The sequence below is a fragment of the Ralstonia sp. 25mfcol4.1 genome, assembly GCF_900104095.1.
GTDB lineage: Bacteria > Pseudomonadota > Gammaproteobacteria > Burkholderiales > Burkholderiaceae > Cupriavidus.
The window spans coordinates 54680-71494 of the sequence record NZ_FNJO01000005.1 but is presented as its reverse complement, the minus strand read 5'-3'; the positions used below and the strand labels follow the sequence as shown (position 1 = coordinate 71494).

The following is a 16815-nucleotide window of genomic DNA, read 5'->3' as shown; positions in this document are numbered from 1 at the left end:
GTTCAGGGGCGTCCGCCGCCCACCACCAGCACCTGTCCGCTGATGTAGTTCGACTCCGGAATGCACAGCAGGTAGACCGCCCCGGCAGCCTCGGCCGGCGTGCCACCGCGCCCCACCGGGATCATGGCCTCGACGTTCTTCATCAACTGCGCATTCACGCCCACCTTGATCTCCTTGCCAGCGATGTCGATGGTCGAGCTATTGCCGTCTCCGGCCACGGCTTCGGTCAGGCGCGTCTTGATCAGGCCGAAGGCCACGCTGTTGACGTTGACCTTGTAGCGTCCCCATTCCTTGGCCAGTGCGCGGGTCAGCCCGTTGATGGCAGCCTTGGCGGCCGAGTAGTTGGCCTGGCCCGCATTGCCCATCACGCCCGACACCGAAGAGATGTTGACCACCTTGCGGAAGATCTCCTGGCCGGCCTCGGCCTCCGCCTTGGCGGTCTCCTTGAAATGGTCGGCCGCGGCGCGCAGGATGCGGAACGGTGCCGTCACGTGCACGTCCATGATCGACGACCATTGTTCATCGGTCATCTTCTGGATCACGTTGTCCCACGTATAGCCGGCGTTGTTGACGACGATGTCGAGCGCGCCGAACGACTGCAGCGCGGTCTGTACGAAACGCTGGCCGAAGTCTGCCTCGGTGACGCTGCCCGTGCAGGCCACGGCGCGCCCGCCGGCTGCCACGATCTCGCGCACCACGGCATTCGCCGGCTCGGCGTCCAGGTCGTTGACCACCACGGCGGCACCCTCGCCGGCCAGCTTCAGTGCAATCTCGCGGCCAATCCCACGGCCCGAACCCGATACGATGGCAACCTTGCCATTGAGCTTGCTCATTGTGTTGTCTCCCTTGATGTTCAGCGGCCCGGCGCGATCAGCGCCTCGCCCGTCAACTTGATGTCGCCCTGCTGGTTGCGCGTGGTCAGTGCGATGCGCACCGTCCCCGTTGCCTCGTCCTTCTCCGTCACCACGCCCGTGCACGAGACCGCATCGCCTACATGCGTGATGGCCGCGAAGCGCACAGAGAATTCGCGGATCGCGTGCTGCGGCGCCCAGTTGGTCAACAGGCGGCCCAGATAGGCCATCGACAGCATGCCGTGCGCAAACACGTCGGGCATACCGGCGCGTCTGGCGAAGTCGGTATCGACGTGAATCGGGTTGTGATCGCCGGATGCCCCGGCGTAGAGCGCCAGCGTGAGCCGGCTCAGCGGCTCGGCGGTGAACGACGGCAGCGTGCTGCCCACCTCCAGTGCTTCGAATCGAACCGGATTCATGCGGCCTCCTGGCTGTTGCGCACCACGACCACGCTGCGCAGGTCGGCCACGGCGGCGCCATCGGCATCGGTCACGCGGGTCTCGCGCACCACGAAGCCCAGGGCCCCGCCTTTCTTCTCGTAGATGTCCGCGATGCGCATCTCGAAGTGCAGCCGCTCGCCGGCGAACGCCATGCGGTGATAGCGGAATGCCTGTTCGCCGTGCAAGACGCGGCCGATGTCGATGCCCAGCAAGTCCAGCGTGGCGCGCGGGTTCGGCGCCTCCATTTCCAGGCAGAACAGGAACGTGGGCGGCACGGGCAGGCCCGGATACCCTGCGGCCTTGGCAGCCTCGGCATCCGTGTAGCGGGCGTCCACCTGACCCGTGGCCTTGGCGAAGAAGCGCAGGCGTCCGGCTTCCACCTCCGCCACGTGGCGCGACACCACCGCGCCGATATGTTTCGTGTCCAGCATCGGGGACTCCTTACTGGCGCTCGTACAGCGTCACCACGCAGGCGCCGCCCAGCCCAAGGTTGTGCTGCAGCGCCAGGCGTGCGCCCGCCACCTGCCGGTCCTGGGCCTGGCCCCGCAGTTGCCAGACCAGTTCGGCACATTGCGCCAGGCCCGTTGCGCCGAGCGGATGCCCCTTCGACAGCAGGCCGCCGGATGGATTGGTCACCACGCGGCCGCCATACGTGTTGTCGCCGTCGAGGATGAATTTCTCGGCGGTGCCTTCCGGGGTCAGGCCAAGCCCTTCATAGGTGATCAGCTCGTTGGCGGTAAAGCAGTCGTGCAGCTCCACCACGTCGATGTCGGTGGGCGCCACGCCCGATGCCTCGTACACTGCCTGCGCGGCGGCGCGCGTCATGTCATAGCCCACTACCTTGCGCATGTCGCCTTCGTCGAACGTGCTGTTGCGGTCGGTAGTCATCGACTGGGCGCGAATCGCCACGCGCGTATCCAGGCCGTTTCGCTTCGCGAAGTCTTCCGAGCACAGGATGGCCGCCGCCGCACCGCAGGTGGGCGGGCAGCATTGCAGGCGCGTCAGCGGGTCGAACACGGTCGGCGACGCCATTACCTCTTCCAGCGTGACCGTATTGCGGAACACCGCGAACGGATTGCGGGCAGCGTGCTGGCGCGCCTTGACCGAGATGCGGCCGAACGTATCGGGCCGGATGTCGTATTCCTTGATGTAGTCGCGGCCTGCACCACCGAAGAACTGGGCGGCACGCGGCGCTGCTTCGTCAAAGCCCTGGATGGCCTGCATCGCATCGACAAAGCGGGCCATCGGCGACGGACGGTCGGTATAGGCGCCCTTCAACGCACCGGGCACCATCTGCTCGAAGCCCACCGCGATGGCGCACTCGATGGCGCCGCTGGCCACCGCCTGGCGTGCCAGGAACAACGCCGTCGATCCGGTGGCGCAGTTGTTGTTGACGTTGATGACCGGGATGCCGGTCAGCCCCACGCCATAGATGGCGGCCTGGCCGGCCGTGGAGTCGCCGTACACATAGCCCACGTAGGCCTGCTCCACCAGCGCGTAATCGACGCGGGCGTCGGCCAGCGCCGCGCGGGCCGCGTTGGCGCCCATGACCGGGTAGTCATCGCTGGCACCGGCCTTGGTGAACGGAATCATGCCGACACCTGCAACCAACACTTTCCTGCTCATGTTCGTTTCCTTGAAGATTGGAGATTCGTGAAACCGGGGGAATCGGGGAAATCGGGGGAAACCGGTTCAGCTCACCTGGCGGGCCTGGCCGCGCCAGTACTGCTCGCGCAGATCGCGCTTGAGGATCTTTCCGGCGGCGGACAGCGGCAGCGCCGGCCGGAACTCGAAACTCTTGGGGCACTTGTAGCTCGCCAGCGCGGCGCGGCAGTGCTCGCGCAACGCCACGTCGGTAGGCGACATCCCGGCGCGCGGCACCACCACCGCATGCACGGCCTCGCCCCAGCGCTCGTCGGGAATGCCGATCACCGCGCAGCTGGCCACTTCCGGATGCAGCGACAGCACGCTTTCCACTTCGGCCGAATACACGTTCTCGCCGCCGGTGACGATCATGTCCTTGAGCCGGTCGACGATGAACAGGTAGCCGTCGTCATCCATGTAGCCGCCATCGCCGGTGTAAAGCCAGCCGTCGCGCAGCGCCTGCGCGGTCTCCTGCGGGCGGTTCCAGTAGCCGCGCGTGATATTGGCGCCGCGCACCACGATCTCGCCCACGCTGTTGCGCGGCACCTCGTTGCCCTGCGGATCGACGATGCGCATCGTCACGCCGAAGCCGGCGCGGCCAGCCGAGCGGTACAGGCCGCTGGCGCGGCCCGCCGGGCCATGGTTTTCGGGCGGATTGACGCTGATGACCGGCGACGCCTCGGTCATGCCATAGGCGTGATAGAACGCGATGTCCGGCATGGCCGCCAGCGCGCGGTCCAGCACGCCGGCCACAATCGGCGAGGCGCCGTAGTAGATGCGCTGCAGGCTCGACAGGTCGTGGTCGCCAAAGGACGGATCGTCCAGCACGGCCTGCAGCATCGTCGGCACCATCATCACTTCCTCGATGCGCTCGCGCTCGATGGCCTGCAGGACCGCCGCCGGCGCAAAGCCCGGATGAATCACCTGCACGTCGCCGGCCACGATATGCCCGACGGCGCGCGCCATCGCGGCGGTGTGGAACAGCGGCGCCACATGCAACGACACGAAGGTGCCGTGCCCGGCGCGAAACTCGGCCATGCGCGAGACCGCCGACGCCCAGAGATTCAGGTGCGACTGCATCACGCCCTTGGGCTTGCCGGTGGTGCCGCCCGTGTACATGATCGTGGCCAGGTCCTCGCCGCCGCGGAACACGTCGGCCACGGGCCCGGCCGCGGCGATCAGCGCCTCGTAGCCGAGCATGCCGTCGGGCACTTGCCGTTCGCCGGCGTAGATCACGCGCGGGGCCCGCCGGGCCGCGGCCACGATGCCGGCCACCATCGGCACGAACGCGTCGTCGACGATCAGGATGCCGGTATCGCAGTCGTCCAGCGAATACACGATCTCCGGCACGCTCCAACGGATGTTGACCGGGTTCAGCACACCGCCACCCCACCACACCGCCAGCATGTATTCGATATAGCGGTCCGAATTCAGCGCCAGCATGCCCACACGGTCGTCGGGCGCCATGCCCAGCGCCCGCAGCGCACCGGCCAGCCGCGCCACGCGATCATGCAATGCCCGGAAGGTACGGGTGCGGCCGCCAAAGACGGTGGCACGGCTGTCCGGCGTCTGCTGCATGCAGCGATGCAGCCCCTGCGTCAGATACATGTCTCGTCTCCTTGATGTGATGCGAACGCCGGGTGCATTGCCGGGCGATGGGTGTCATGTCCTTGGGCATCGACTGTACGGAGGCGCCGGCGCCGTGTCGTGCTCCGAACGAACCAATTTGCATGCTGCAGTGCGATTGGTCCGAACGGACCAAGACAGCCTTTGCCCCCAGTGAAAGAATCGGCCGGACTTCAACTCCACGGGTGAAACGGGCATGAGCGGACCGCTGGCAGGGCTGAGGATTCTTGATTTTTCGACGCTGCTGCCCGGGCCGTTCGCGACCCTGGCGCTGGCAGACCTTGGCGCCGACGTGATTCGGATCGAGGCGCCCACACGCGCCGATCCCGTGCGGCGGCTGGCGCCGCAACGGCATGGCATATCGGCCGTCCACGCCTGGCTCAACCGGAACAAGCGTTCGCTGGCGCTGGATCTCAAGCAACCGGAGGCCACCGGCATCGTGCATCGGCTGCTGCGCACGCACGACATCGTGGTCGAGCAGTTCCGGCCTGGTGTGATGGCCCGCCTGGGCCTCGGCTACGACGATCTGCGCGCCATCAATCCGGCGCTGATCTACTGCTCCATTACCGGCTACGGGCAGGATGGCCCCTACCGGGACCGCGCCGGCCACGACATCAACTACCTGGCCATTGCCGGCGCGGCCAGCTACAACGGCCACGACCATCCCGCCCCGCTGGGCATCCAGGTGGCCGATATCGCGGGCGGCAGCCTGCACGCCAGCGTGGCCATCCTGGCGGCACTGGCGCACCGTCACCGCACCGGCGAGGGCCAGCACGTGGATGTCAGCATGACCGACGCGGCGTTCAGCCTCAACGCCATGTCGGGTGCGGCCCACCTGGCCGGCGGCCGTGCCCCGCGCCCCGGGTCGGAGCGCCTGAACGGCGGCACCTTCTATGACTACTACGCCACGGCCGACGGCCGGCATTTCTCGGTCGGCAGCCTGGAACCGCAGTTCCTTGAACGCTTCTGCGATGCCATGGGACACCCCGAATGGCTCGCACTGGCGCAAGCCGACATGCCGCGCCTGAAGCGCGAGATCGCCCGCGCGTTCGGCAGCCAGCCGTTCGCGCACTGGTGCGCGGTGTTTGCCAAGGTGGATTGCTGCGTGGAGCCCGTGCTCACGCTGGAGGAATCGGCCTGCCATCCGCAGTTGCGCGCGCGCCGCATGGTGGTCGATGTGCCCGTCACTGACCCTGGCGATGCGGACACCCTGCCGCAGATCGCCCATCCCGTGCGCTATTCGGCAACGCCGCCTGCGTACCGCCACGCCGGCGAGACGCTTGGCCGACAAAGCCGGGCCATCCTGGCCGAACTGGGCTATGGCGATGCCCAAATCGCCGCACTGGCCGGCGCGGGCGTCATCGCACCGGGCGACGCCACATAACAGACCAGACCAAGGAGACTGACATGCAGCACAGCAGGAGACACTGGCTTGGCCAGGCGGCGGCATTGGGTGGCGCGGCGGCGCTGGCAAGCTGGCCCGCACGGGCAGACAGCGCCTATCCGGGGCGGCCGCTGCGGCTGGTCGTACCGTATCCGGCAGGTGGCGGCACCGACACCATTGCGCGGCTGATCGGCCAGCAGCTGGCGCAGGCCTGGAAGCAGCCGGTGGTGGTGGACAACAAGCCCGGCGCCAGCGGCATCCTCGGCAACGACATCGTCGCCAAGGCCGCGCCCGACGGGTACACGCTGCTGCTGGCCATCACCGCGATGATCCAGTCGCCCAGCCTGTACCGGAAGATGCCGTACAACGTGGAACGCGACTTCCAGCCCGTATCGCTGGTAGCCCGTTCGTCCGACCTGTTCGTCGTGCCGTCGCGCGTGCCGGCGCGCACGCTGGCCGAGTTCGTCGCGCTGGCCAAGGCCAGCCCAGGAAAGCTGAGTTACGGCTCGTACGGCAACGGCACGTCGTCGCACCTGCATGGCGAGCAGTTCAAGATCCAGGCCGGCATCGACATCGTCCATATTCCGTACAAGGGCGCGGCGCCGCTGGTCAGCGACATTCTCGGCGGTCAGGTGGACTGCGCGTTTGTCGACGTCACCTCGGCCAACAGCTACCTGGCCGGCGGCAAGTTCCGCGTGCTGGGCATCACGGGCACCCAGCGGCATGCGGCGCTGCCGGCCGTCCCCACGTTTTCGGAGGCTGGCCTGCGTGGATTCGAACCCAATGGCTGGTTCGCCATCTTCCTGCCCGCCGGCACGCCGCGACCGATCGCCGACCGGCTGGCAGCCGAAATCGGCCGCATCGTGAAGCAGCCCGAAGTGTCGCAGCGGCTTGCCGCCATGGGCCTGCAGCCGGTGGCCTCCAGCCCGGCCGAACTGGCCACGGTGGTCAGCAACGACACCCCGAAATGGGCGGAAATCGTGCGCACGGCACGCATCCAGCTCGACTGAAGCCCTGAAGGGCAAGGCGGGACGCGGACCGGCGTCCCCGCTATCGCTTCAACAAAGCCCACCTTCAACAAATGCAAATTGCCTGACCGGCGGGCGTGCCGCAAAGTCTCCCCAACAACAGCCTGATACAGAAACAGGAGGAGACAATGCTGCGAATCATGCTTGCCGGCGCCGTGCTGGCGCTGGCCCACGGGGCGGCCCTGGCCGACACCTATCCCTCGCGCCCGGTGCGGCTGCTGGTGGGCTATGCGCCCGGCGGCCCCGTGGACACCGCCGCGCGCATCTACGCGGACTACATGGGCCGCGTGCTCAAGCAGCCGGTAATCGTCGACAACCGCGCCGGCGCCAGCGGTGCCATTGCGGCTGGCATGACCACCAGCGCCAAGCCCGACGGCTACACACTTTACTTCGTGGCCAGCCCCACGATGACGATGACGCCGCTGATCCAGAAATCGGTCAGCTTCAAGCCGGCGCATGACTTTACCTACGTGGGCCTGATCACCGACTACACCAACGTCCTGCTCATCAACAAGGACTTCCCGGCAAAGAACGTCGACGAACTGGTGTCGTATGCGCGCAAGCATCCGGGCGACGTGAGCTTCGGCTCGGCCGGCATCGGCGCCTCGAACCACCTGTCCGCCGAACTGCTGGCGCAGATGACCGGCGTAAAGATGCTGCACGTACCGTACAAAGGCAACGCGCCGGCCATGGCCGACGTCATCAGCGGCAAGGTGACGTTCATGTTCGACATCACCGGCACCGCCATCGGCCATATCCAGGGCGGCAAGGTGCGCGCGCTGGCCGTGACGTCGAAGACCCGCAACCCCGCGCTGCCAACGGTGCCCACGCTGGTCGAGTCGGGACTCAAGCAGTATGACCTGACCGGCTGGTACGGCCTGGTGGGCCCCCTTGGCATGCCCGCCGACGTCACCGAGCGGCTGGTCAAGGCCCAGCAGACCGTGGGCCAGGACCCAGCGTTCCGCGCCCGCATGGCCGACGGTGGCTACGACCTCAACATCACCGGCCCGGCGCCGCTGCAGGACCGCATCAAGAAGGAACTGGCCCTGTGGGGCAACGTCGTCAAGACCGCCAACATCGAGGTGGAATGAGCATGCCGCCCCCGGGGCGCACCGTTCCGCCCCGGCGAAGTACCGCTTTCCGGATGACGAATTGCGCGGCCACCGGGCTGCCCATACACTGCGACGATCCGGCATCCGCGTGAACGCGGGGCCGGCGCCACTCCGAAATCCACTCTGCAAAGGACTTGAGCGAGATGCCGCAGAACCGAGCCATCGCGAATCGCATCAGCGACATTCCCCGCCATTGGGCGGCCCATGCGCCCGACCACGTGGCCGTGCATGAAGGCGAGCGCACGGTGAGCTTTGCGCAGCTCTGGGAAGGCGTCGGGCTGGCGCGGCAGTATCTGGAGGGCCAGGGGGTCGGCACGGGCGACCGGGTCATGATTACCGGCGAAAACTGCCTGGCCGTCATCACGCTGGTCTTTGCCCTGTCCGAACTGGGCGCCTGGCCGGTAGTGACCAACGCCCGGCTGACGGCCCGCGAGATCGAGGAAATCCGCGCACACTGCACGCCCAGGCTGATGCTGTTCACGCACGCCGCATCCCCCGACGCGCTGCGTCACGGCCTGCGGTACCGCGCCCGCGAGATCGCTCCGCCCGGGCTGGGGGCGCTGATGGCTGCCGACGTGGACGTGCGCAGTGAGCGCGAACCGCAGGCGCTGGCGCACGAGGTGGCCGCGCTGATCTACACGTCGGGCACCACGGGCCAGCCCAAGGGCGTGATGGTCACGCATCGCGGCCTGCTGCACTATGCGCGCGTCACGGCCGACACCCGCAAGATCGGGCCGGGCGACTGTGCCTACGCGGTGATGCCGATGTCCCATATCTTCGGGCTGGCCACGCTGCTGCTGGCCACCTTCCAGGGTGGCGGGAGCCTGTACCTGGTGGCCCGGTTCAATGTCACCGACGCCTGCGCCGCGCTGCAACGCGACGCGATCTCCATCCTGCAGGGCGTGCCGGCCATGTTCAGCCGCATCCTGGCGCATCTGCAGAAGCAGGGCATCGCCACGCTCCACCCCAGACGCCTGCGCTATCTCTATACCGGCGGCGGCCCGCTGGAGCCCACGCTCAAGCGCAACGTCGAAGCCGTCTTCGGCCAGCCGCTGCACCATGGCTATGGCATGACCGAATACGCGGGTTCGCTGTTCATCACCCGCATGGACCGCCCGCGCAGCGACTGCTCGGCCGGCGAGATTGTCGAAGGGGCCGAACTGCGCATCGTGGGGGCCAACGGCGAAACGGTGCCGCCCGGTACGGCAGGCGAGCTGTGGGTAAAAGGCCCCGGCGTCATGCGTGGCTACTATCGCGACCCCATACAGACGGCGGAAGCAATACGCCCCGAAGGCTGGCTCAACACCGGCGATATTGGCCGTCTGGGGCCCGACGGCGCGCTGTATATCGTCGGACGCACGCGTGACCTGATCATCCGCTCAGGCTTCAGCGTCTATCCGATCGAAGTGGAATCGGTCATCAACACGCATCCGTCGGTGCGCCTGTCCGCCGTGGTCGGCCGGCCTGCGGCCGATGGCAACGAAGAGATCGTGGCGTTCGTCGAGCTGCGCGAGGGCGAGAGCTTCGATGCGGGCGAACTGCACGCCTATCTCGCCGAGCGGCTGTCGCCTTACAAGCGCCCCGCGCAGATCGTGCGCGTACCGGCCATTCCGACGACCGCCAGCGGCAAGCTGCACAAGCACCAGTTGCGCGGCATCGTCGCCGAGATGGCCTAGCACTCCGCGCGCGGGCGCCGGCCGTATCAGGCCGTCAGGCCGGGTTCCCGGTGCCGTCTTCCACCAGCAGGTCCACCAGCTTGCGCGCAAAGACCGGCAGCGCGTCCAGGTCCGCCACGCAGATCTGCAGCTTGCGTTCCGCCCAGTCGTCCTCGATCTGCACGATATTTAGCGCCATGGTCTGCGCGTGGCGGCGCGCGGTGCTCTCCGGCAGCACGCCGATGCCGACATTGGCCTCGATCATCCGGCCCGCCGTCTCGAAATTGCTGACCTGGATGCGCCAGTGCAACTGGCGCTGCAGGTCGGAGGCGGCGCGCTTCAGGAAGTTGTGGATGGCGCTTTCCTCGGGCAGGCCGATGAAATCGTAGTCCAGCGTCTCGACAAACCGCACGCGCTTGCGCTGGGCCAGGGGGTGGCTCAGCGCCGTGGCCAGCACCAGGCGGTCCAGCCGGTACGGCATCACCTCCAGCCCTTCCATGTTGACGCCGCTGGCGGCGATGCCGATATCGACCATGCCTTCCTGCACGGCCCGCACGATGTCGGGGCTGAGCCGCTCGCGGATGTCGACGGTCACGTCGGGATGATTGACCAGGTACGTACGCAGCACTCCGGGCAGGAACTCGCTCATGGCCGTGGTGTTGGCGAACACGCGCACATGGCCCTTGATACCGGACGCGTACTCCTGCAGGTCGCCGCTGAGCTGCTCGATCTGCCGCAGCACCCGGCGCGCGTGGGCCAGCAGCGTCTCGCCGGCCGGCGTGACCTTGACGCCCTGGCTGCTGCGGCTCAGCAGCTTGACGCCCACCTGCTCTTCCAGGTTCTTGATGCGCGTGCTGGCCGCCGGCAGCGACAGGTGGCAACGTTCTGCACCGCGGGTCAGGCTGCTGGCTTCCGCAATATGCGTGAAGAGATTCAGATCGACCAGATCGAAGCGCATGTCGTTGTCTCCAGGGTAACCAGCGATTATCCCCCGAACGCCGGCATTTTTTCCATTCTCGCAATTACCGAGAGGCCTTCACTGCCGGCGAATGCCGGATTCAAAACATGCAAATAGCCGCGCGGCCGTGCTTCGGTCAAGCTGTGCCATCGAACCCTCCTGGAGACACCCGATGGCAGAAGAACACACCCTGCTCGTGGACATTGCCGACGGCATTGCCACGCTGACGCTGAACCGCCCCCAGTACAAGAACGCACTGAACGGCCCGATGCGCGACGCCCTGCGCGAGGCCGTGCAGCAGATCCGTGCCGACCGTACGGTACGCGCCGTGGTGCTGCGCGGGGCCGGCACCGACTTCTGCTCCGGCGGCGATATCCGCGCGATGAACGTCACCGCTGCCGACGCCGGCCGCAACCGCATGGACGACCTGCACGGATGGATCGCCCTGCTTGTCGATCTGGACCGTCCGGTCGTGGCCGCAGTGGATGGTGTGGCGTACGGCGCCGGCTTCAGCCTGGCATTGCTGGCCGATTTCATCGTGGCCACGCCGCGCGCGCGGTTCTGCATGCCATTCATGAAGGTCGGGCTGGTGCCCGATTGCGGCGCCCTGTACACGCTGCCGCGCGTGGTGGGCATGGCGCGCGCCCGGGACCTGGTCTTCAGCGCGCGCGAAGTCGGCGCCGAAGAGGCCCGGCAGATGGGGGCGGTGTTCGAGATCGTCGAAGAGGGCCAGCTTCACGTGCGCGCCGACCAGTTGGCACGCGGCCTGGCCGGGGCTTCCCCGACAGCGTTCGCGCTGACCAAGCGGGCGCTGAACCAGTCGAACAGCGCCGACGTGCGCGCCATGCTGGAGCTGGAATCGCTCGGCCAGGGCATCGCGTTCACCACCGACTACCACCACGAGGCCGTGCGCCGCTTCAAGGAAAAGGAGCCGCCGCTGTTCCAGTGGCCCACTGCGCCTGGTTGATGGGTTTTCCGCCCTCTCCCATTTCGTGGGAGAGGGCTGCGCATCGTTGCGCCCTTCGCTATCTCAACCCGCCGTGATCCCCGCCGTCTGGATCACCTTTCGCCATTTCTCGATTTCGCTGTGCAGGCGCTGGCGCATCTGGTCCTGCGTGCCGGCGTCCGCTTCGGCGCCGGCCTGCAGCAGCCGCTGCCTGACACCGGCGTCCTTCATGGCGAGGTTGAAATCGGCATTGATCTTCTCGAGGATCGGCTTCGGCGTCTGGGCCGGCGCAAACAGTGCGGCCCAGGAGTAGGCCTCGTAACCGGGCACCCCCAACTCGGCAACGGTCGGCACGTCGGGCAACATGCCCGAACGCTTGCGGCTGGCTACGCCCAGCACCTTGATGCGTCCCGACTTGATATGTTGCAGCGCGGTAGGCGCGTCGCTGAACATCAGCTGCACCTGGCCGCCCAGCAGGTCGTTCATGGCCGGGCCACTGCCCTTGTACGGTACGTGCTGCAGCTTGGTGCCCGCTTCCATGTTGAACAGCTCCCCCGCCAGGTGCGTGCCGCCACCGTTGCCCGACGACCCGTAGGCCAGCGTGTGGCCGCTTTTGGCGTAGGCGATCAGCTCCCTGATGTTGCTGGCCGGCACCGACGGATGCGCGACGACGAACACCGGGAACATCGCGGCAAAGCTGACCGGCGCAAAGTCCTTCTCGATGTCGTACGGCAGCTTGCCCATCAGCGACGGGTTGACCGCGTGATGGATCGATCCCAGGAACAGCGTGTAACCGTCAGGCGCTTCCTTGGCGGCGATGGTGGCGCCGATGGTGCCGCCCGCGCCGGCGCGGTTGTCGATGACGATCGGTTGCTTCCAGATCTCGCCCAGCTTCTGGCTGAAGATGCGCGCGGTGCTATCCACCGGACCGCCAGGCGGAAATGGCACGATCAGGCGCACGGGCTTGGCCGGCCACGTTTCCGTGGCGAACGACGCAAACGGATACGCTGCGGCGCCGAACAGGCCGGCGGCCAACAGGCGCCTGCGCATGGCGGACGATGGGTTCATGCTGGGTCTCCTTGGATCGACATCGAACCGGCCTGCTCCTGCAGCACACGCTTGAGGATCTTGCCGTTGTTATTGGTGGGCAGTTCGGCCAGCGCCACGATGCGCGCCGGCCGCTTGTACGGGGCCAGGCGGCTTTGCAGGTGGCCGCGCAAGGCCTCCGGTTCCAGCGCCGCGCCGGGGCGCAGTTCGACGAAGGCGACGATCTCCTCGTTGCCGTCGCCCTCGGCCACGCCGACCACGGCAGACCGCTGGATGCTCGGATGCGTGTTGAGCGCGGTCTCCACTTCAGCCGGGTAGACGTTGAAACCCGAGCGGATGATCATTTCCTTGAGGCGACCCACCACGAACAGCGCACCATCGGCATGCATCTCGCCGAGGTCGCCGCTGGCGTACCAGCCGCCCTCGCGCATCACCGCGTTGGTGGCCGCCGCATCGCGGAAGTAGCCCGGCATCAGCCCCCTGCCCCGCAGCCAGAGTTCGCCGCGCTGGCCCAGCGGCAACGGCTGGCCGGTCACGGGATCGGTCACCTGCACCTCGGCCTCGGCCACGGCGTAGCCGGCGCTGGTATCTGGACGCCGCTCGCCCAGACGCGTCACATGGACCGATCCGGCGTATTCGGACAGGCCATAGCCATGGTGCAGCGTCAGGCCGAACGTGGCTTCCACGCGCGTCTTCAGCGACAGGTCGAGCGGACCGGCACCGGTGTAGAGATAGCGCAGCGCAGGGGCCAGCGGCTGCGCGATGCCCTGTTCCTGCAGATAGACCAGCAGCCGCGAGAACAGCGTGGGCGGCCCCTGCAACTGCGACACGCCGTGATGGGCCAGCGCGTCGAGCAGATCGGCGGGATCGAACTGCGGCCGCATCACCAGCTGCGCGCCGGCCAGCAGCGAACTGAGCAGCACCGTGCCCAGGCCGAAGATATGGGTCATCGGCACGAAGGCATAGCTGCGGTCGGCGGGACCCAGCGCGCGGGCATCGCGGGTCACGCGCGCGAAATGGATCAATGCGTCATGCGTCAGCATCACGCCCTTGGGCTCGCCCGTGGTGCCCGATGTGAAGATCAGGGCGGCCACCTGGTCACGCAGCGGCGCCGGCTCCGGCATGGCATCGGCGCGCACCGCCGAACGCTGTATGCCGGGCAGCGCCGACGGTGCGGCCCCGAAGCGCTGCGCGTGCGCGGCGGCGGCGCGCGACGCCGCTGCGGTGAAGTACACCAGCCGCGCATCGGCACGGATGGCAAAGGCATCGATCTCGCCGGCGGCCATGCGGGCATTGACGCCGCACGACCACGCGCCCACGCGGCTGCAGCCCAGGATCAGCGCGGCGTGCTCGGGACAATTCTCGGCCACCACCATCACGCGATCACCGGGTCGCACGTCGAGTTCGCGCAGTTCCGCCTCGGCCGTGTCGGTCAGCGCGCCCAGATCGGCAAAGCTCAGGCTGCGGCCGTCCGGCAGGTGAAGAAACGGTTCATTGGGGGCCTCGGCCAACCAATGGTCAAGCAGCTCATGAATCCGGGTGGTCACGCTGGCCGTCCTTGCTGAATGCGATGAAGAGGTTCGCGCAGCATGGCGCCAAAGCCGGGCCGGCGCCATTCGTAAATCACAAGGGTCGGCTTCGCTGGCCTGAAACCGCGCTGCGGAATGCGGCGGCCGTGCATTTCGGTATCCGGAAGGCTGGATTCGGCAATCTCGAACCAGCGTGGCGTACACGCCCATAGAATCGTTTTCACTGACCGGAGACAGTTCATGGACCTGCGTTTCACAAGAGAAGAAGAAGCCTTTCGCGAGGAAGTCGGCGCCTTTGTGCGGGCCAGCCTGCCCGCCGACATCCGCGACAAGGTACTGGGCCATCGCCGTGTGGAGAAAGACGATTACGTGCGCTGGCACCGCATCCTGCACGCCCAGGGCTGGGGGGCCCCGACCTGGCCCACCGAGTGGGGCGGCACGGGCTGGAACGCACTGCAGCGCCTGATCTTCGAGATCGAGACCTTCCGCGCCGGCGCACCGCGCATGCTGCCGTTCGGACTGACGATGATCGGCCCCGTGCTGATGAAGTACGCCAGCGCCGAGCACAAGGCCCGCTTCCTGCCGCGCATCCCGACCGTGGAAGACTTCTGGTGTCAGGGCTATTCCGAGCCGGGCGCCGGCTCCGACCTGGCATCGCTGCGGACCCGCGCGGTGCGCAAGGGCGACAAGTACATCGTCAACGGCCAGAAGACCTGGACGACGATGGCGCACTTTGCCGACTGGATCTTCTGCCTCGTACGGACGGACGCCGAGGCCAAGCCGCAGGAAGGCATTTCGATGCTGCTGATCGACATGAAGTCGCCCGGCGTGACGGTGCGCCCGATCAAGACGCTGGACGGCGGCCACGACGTGAACGAGACCTGGTTCGAGGACGTCGAGGTGCCGGTGGAAAACCTGCTGGGCGAGGAAAACAAGGGCTGGACCTACGCCAAGTACCTGCTGGGCCACGAACGTACCGGCATTGCCGGCATCGGCCACTGCTACCGCGAACTGCGCCAGCTGCGGCACTACGCGGCCGGGACTACCGACGGCCGGGGCCGTCCGCTGATCGACGACGTGCGCATGCGCGACAAGATTGCCCGCGTGGAGATGGAACTTCTCGCGCTTGAAATGCTGCTGCTGCGCGTTGCCACCCAGGCAGCCGGCACGCCCGGCCCCGAGGCGTCGATCGTCAAGATTCGGGGCTCCGAACTGCAGCAGGACATTGCGATGCTGCAGATGGAAGTGGCCGGCCCGAACGGCTGGCCGTACTCGCCGGACTGGATGGAGCCCGGCGCGCCGCAGCCCGTGAGCGGCCCGGACTGGGCCGCGCCCGCGGCTTCAACCTACTACGACATGCGCAAGACCACGATCTACGGCGGCTCCACCGAGGTCCAGAAAAACATCATCTCGAAGATGATCATCGGTTTCTAACGCAGGGGACGACAGGCATGGATTTCACCTACAGCGAAGAACAGCAGATGCTGGCCGACAGCCTGCGCCGCTTTGTCGCATCCGAGTATTCGTTCGAGCATCGCCGCCGCAATGCGCGCGAGCATGGCGGCTTCGACCGCGCCACGTGGCAGCAACTGGCCGACATGGGCGTGCTGGGCCTGACCGTTCCGGCGGACCACGGCGGCTTTGGCGAGGGCCCCGCCAGCCAGGTGGTGGTGCAACGCGAACTGGGCCGCGGGCTGGTGCAGGAACCCGTGATTCCGGCGGCCATCGCCACGGCCATCCTGGCGCACCATGCGCCGGCCGCGCAGCAGGCCGAATGGCTACCGGCCATCGCCGATGGCAGCAAGGTGCTTGCGCTGGCCTATCTGGAACCCGCCACACGCTATCGGCTGGACGCGGCCGAGACCGTGGCACGCCAGCGCGAGCCGAACGGCTACGTGCTGAGCGGCGCGAAGTCGGTGGTATGGCATGGCGGCGCGGCCGATACCTATCTGGTCTCTGCGAAGCTCGATGGCACGCTGGCGCTGTTCCTGGTCAGCCGCGACGCCCCGGGGCTGACCGTGACCGCCTACCCGACCATCGACCGTCTGTCCGGCGCCGACCTGAAGCTGGCCGATGTGCCGGCCACGCTGGTGACGGTCAACGGGCTGCAGGCGCTGGAACTCGGCATCGACCACGGCATTGCGGCGCAGTGCGCGGCCGCGGCCGGCGCGATGGAGCGCCTGATCGAGGTGACCGCCGAATACCTGGGCGCGCGCAAGCAGTTCGGCAAGCCACTGGCATCGTTCCAGGCGCTGCAGCACCGCATGGCCGACATGCTGCTGCAGAAGGAGCTGGCGCTGTCGATGGCCTACGTGGCCGCCCAGGGCCTGGACGCCACCGATGCAGACGAGCGCCGCCGCAAGGTATCGGCCGCCAAGGTGATCACGGCACGCGCCGCACGCTTTGTCGGGCAGCAGGCCGTGCAACTGCACGGCGGCATGGGCATGACCGACGAGCTTGAGGTCGGCGACTATTTCAAGGCGCTGGCCATGACCGATGTGCTGCTCGGCGACACCGACCTGCACATGGAACGCTACAGCGCCAGCATGGCCGCGATCGCGGCCTGATCCGCACACCAGACATCAGAAGGAAGAC

15 protein-coding genes are annotated in these 16815 nt (G+C 67.4%); 7 read left to right on the top strand and 8 right to left on the bottom strand.

Annotation, left to right across the window (positions count from 1 at the left end; translation table 11 throughout):
• Positions 1-2: 2 nt before the first annotated feature.
• From BLQ58_RS10745 to BLQ58_RS10725, 5 genes are all read right to left on the bottom strand, one after another.
• Positions 3-833: an SDR family NAD(P)-dependent oxidoreductase gene (locus BLQ58_RS10745; RefSeq protein WP_092597576.1), complete on the bottom strand. Its 831-nt coding sequence runs from the start codon at positions 831-833 to the stop codon at positions 3-5.
• 20 nt (positions 834-853) lie between these two features.
• Positions 854-1270 carry a MaoC family dehydratase gene (locus BLQ58_RS10740; protein ID WP_092597573.1) on the bottom strand — a complete coding sequence of 139 codons (417 nt, stop codon included), beginning with the start codon at positions 1268-1270 and terminating at the stop codon, positions 854-856.
• Positions 1267-1722 carry a MaoC family dehydratase N-terminal domain-containing protein gene (locus tag BLQ58_RS10735; RefSeq protein WP_092597570.1) on the bottom strand — a complete coding sequence of 152 codons (456 nt, stop codon included), beginning with the start codon at positions 1720-1722 and terminating at the stop codon, positions 1267-1269. The genes BLQ58_RS10740 and BLQ58_RS10735 overlap by 4 nt, the downstream gene beginning before the upstream one ends.
• Before the next feature lie 10 nt (positions 1723-1732).
• Positions 1733-2917, bottom strand: coding sequence for a lipid-transfer protein (locus BLQ58_RS10730; protein WP_092597567.1), 1185 nt, complete (start codon positions 2915-2917; stop codon positions 1733-1735).
• A gap of 66 nt (positions 2918-2983) precedes the next feature.
• Positions 2984-4543: a long-chain-fatty-acid--CoA ligase gene (locus BLQ58_RS10725; RefSeq protein WP_092597564.1), complete on the bottom strand. Its 1560-nt coding sequence runs from the start codon at positions 4541-4543 to the stop codon at positions 2984-2986.
• Positions 4544-4757: 214 nt separating this feature from the next.
• Here BLQ58_RS10725 and BLQ58_RS10720 point away from each other — a divergent pair, with 214 nt between their 5' ends.
• From BLQ58_RS10720 to BLQ58_RS10705, 4 genes are all read left to right on the top strand, one after another.
• Complete coding sequence (locus BLQ58_RS10720) at positions 4758-5945, top strand: CaiB/BaiF CoA transferase family protein (protein ID WP_092597561.1); 1188 nt, start codon at positions 4758-4760, stop codon at positions 5943-5945.
• A 23-nt stretch (positions 5946-5968) separates the two neighbouring features.
• Complete coding sequence (locus BLQ58_RS10715; RefSeq protein ID WP_092597558.1) at positions 5969-6955, top strand: tripartite tricarboxylate transporter substrate binding protein; 987 nt, start codon at positions 5969-5971, stop codon at positions 6953-6955.
• A 146-nt stretch (positions 6956-7101) separates the two neighbouring features.
• Positions 7102-8064 carry a Bug family tripartite tricarboxylate transporter substrate binding protein gene (locus BLQ58_RS10710; RefSeq protein ID WP_092597555.1) on the top strand — a complete coding sequence of 321 codons (963 nt, stop codon included), beginning with the start codon at positions 7102-7104 and terminating at the stop codon, positions 8062-8064.
• A 164-nt stretch (positions 8065-8228) separates the two neighbouring features.
• Positions 8229-9761 (top strand): class I adenylate-forming enzyme family protein, encoded by a 1533-nt coding sequence (locus BLQ58_RS10705; RefSeq protein ID WP_092598071.1) that lies wholly within the window; start codon positions 8229-8231, stop codon positions 9759-9761.
• 34 nt (positions 9762-9795) lie between these two features.
• Here the strand turns inward: BLQ58_RS10705 and BLQ58_RS10700 are convergent, their stop codons facing one another.
• The gene (locus BLQ58_RS10700; protein ID WP_092597552.1) at positions 9796-10698 is read right to left on the bottom strand and encodes a LysR family transcriptional regulator; all 903 of its coding nucleotides are present in this window, start codon (positions 10696-10698) and stop codon (positions 9796-9798) included.
• Between the two features lie 172 nt (positions 10699-10870).
• Here BLQ58_RS10700 and BLQ58_RS10695 point away from each other — a divergent pair, with 172 nt between their 5' ends.
• Entirely contained in the window at positions 10871-11665 is a 795-nt protein-coding gene (locus BLQ58_RS10695; RefSeq protein ID WP_092597549.1) for an enoyl-CoA hydratase/isomerase family protein, read from the top strand.
• A 63-nt stretch (positions 11666-11728) separates the two neighbouring features.
• On the opposite strand, the gene BLQ58_RS10690 is transcribed toward BLQ58_RS10695, so the two are convergent.
• Together BLQ58_RS10690 and BLQ58_RS10685 are read right to left on the bottom strand one after the other, a co-directional pair.
• On the bottom strand, positions 11729-12694 hold the full coding sequence (locus BLQ58_RS10690; protein WP_092598068.1) for a tripartite tricarboxylate transporter substrate binding protein: 966 nt from the start codon (positions 12692-12694) through the stop codon (positions 11729-11731).
• 14 nt (positions 12695-12708) lie between these two features.
• Complete coding sequence (locus BLQ58_RS10685; protein ID WP_092597546.1) at positions 12709-14238, bottom strand: class I adenylate-forming enzyme family protein; 1530 nt, start codon at positions 14236-14238, stop codon at positions 12709-12711.
• Between the two features lie 222 nt (positions 14239-14460).
• On the opposite strand from BLQ58_RS10685, the gene BLQ58_RS10680 reads away from it, so the two are divergent.
• Together BLQ58_RS10680 and BLQ58_RS10675 are read left to right on the top strand one after the other, a co-directional pair.
• Positions 14461-15654, top strand: coding sequence for an acyl-CoA dehydrogenase family protein (locus BLQ58_RS10680; protein ID WP_092597543.1), 1194 nt, complete (start codon positions 14461-14463; stop codon positions 15652-15654).
• A 17-nt stretch (positions 15655-15671) separates the two neighbouring features.
• Entirely contained in the window at positions 15672-16787 is a 1116-nt protein-coding gene (locus BLQ58_RS10675) for an acyl-CoA dehydrogenase family protein (protein WP_092597540.1), read from the top strand.
• Positions 16788-16815 lie beyond the last annotated feature (28 nt).

What these genes read in the sequence shown, in the direction of transcription:
- BLQ58_RS10705 (WP_092598071.1), top strand. Translation starts at nt 8,229, where the DNA reads ATGCCGCAGAACCGAGCCATCGCGAATCGCATCAGCGACATTCCCCGC.
- BLQ58_RS10710 (WP_092597555.1), top strand. Translation starts at nt 7,102, where the DNA reads ATGCTGCGAATCATGCTTGCCGGCGCCGTGCTGGCGCTGGCCCACGGG.
- BLQ58_RS10735 (WP_092597570.1), bottom strand. Translation starts at nt 1,722, where the DNA reads ATGCTGGACACGAAACATATCGGCGCGGTGGTGTCGCGCCACGTGGCG.
- BLQ58_RS10695 (WP_092597549.1), top strand. Translation starts at nt 10,871, where the DNA reads ATGGCAGAAGAACACACCCTGCTCGTGGACATTGCCGACGGCATTGCC.
- BLQ58_RS10725 (WP_092597564.1), bottom strand. Translation starts at nt 4,543, where the DNA reads ATGTATCTGACGCAGGGGCTGCATCGCTGCATGCAGCAGACGCCGGAC.
- BLQ58_RS10740 (WP_092597573.1), bottom strand. Translation starts at nt 1,270, where the DNA reads ATGAATCCGGTTCGATTCGAAGCACTGGAGGTGGGCAGCACGCTGCCG.
- BLQ58_RS10720 (WP_092597561.1), top strand. Translation starts at nt 4,758, where the DNA reads ATGAGCGGACCGCTGGCAGGGCTGAGGATTCTTGATTTTTCGACGCTG.
- BLQ58_RS10715 (WP_092597558.1), top strand. Translation starts at nt 5,969, where the DNA reads ATGCAGCACAGCAGGAGACACTGGCTTGGCCAGGCGGCGGCATTGGGT.
- BLQ58_RS10680 (WP_092597543.1), top strand. Translation starts at nt 14,461, where the DNA reads ATGGACCTGCGTTTCACAAGAGAAGAAGAAGCCTTTCGCGAGGAAGTC.
- BLQ58_RS10745 (WP_092597576.1), bottom strand. Translation starts at nt 833, where the DNA reads ATGAGCAAGCTCAATGGCAAGGTTGCCATCGTATCGGGTTCGGGCCGT.
- BLQ58_RS10700 (WP_092597552.1), bottom strand. Translation starts at nt 10,698, where the DNA reads ATGCGCTTCGATCTGGTCGATCTGAATCTCTTCACGCATATTGCGGAA.
- BLQ58_RS10675 (WP_092597540.1), top strand. Translation starts at nt 15,672, where the DNA reads ATGGATTTCACCTACAGCGAAGAACAGCAGATGCTGGCCGACAGCCTG.
- BLQ58_RS10730 (WP_092597567.1), bottom strand. Translation starts at nt 2,917, where the DNA reads ATGAGCAGGAAAGTGTTGGTTGCAGGTGTCGGCATGATTCCGTTCACC.
- BLQ58_RS10690 (WP_092598068.1), bottom strand. Translation starts at nt 12,694, where the DNA reads ATGCGCAGGCGCCTGTTGGCCGCCGGCCTGTTCGGCGCCGCAGCGTAT.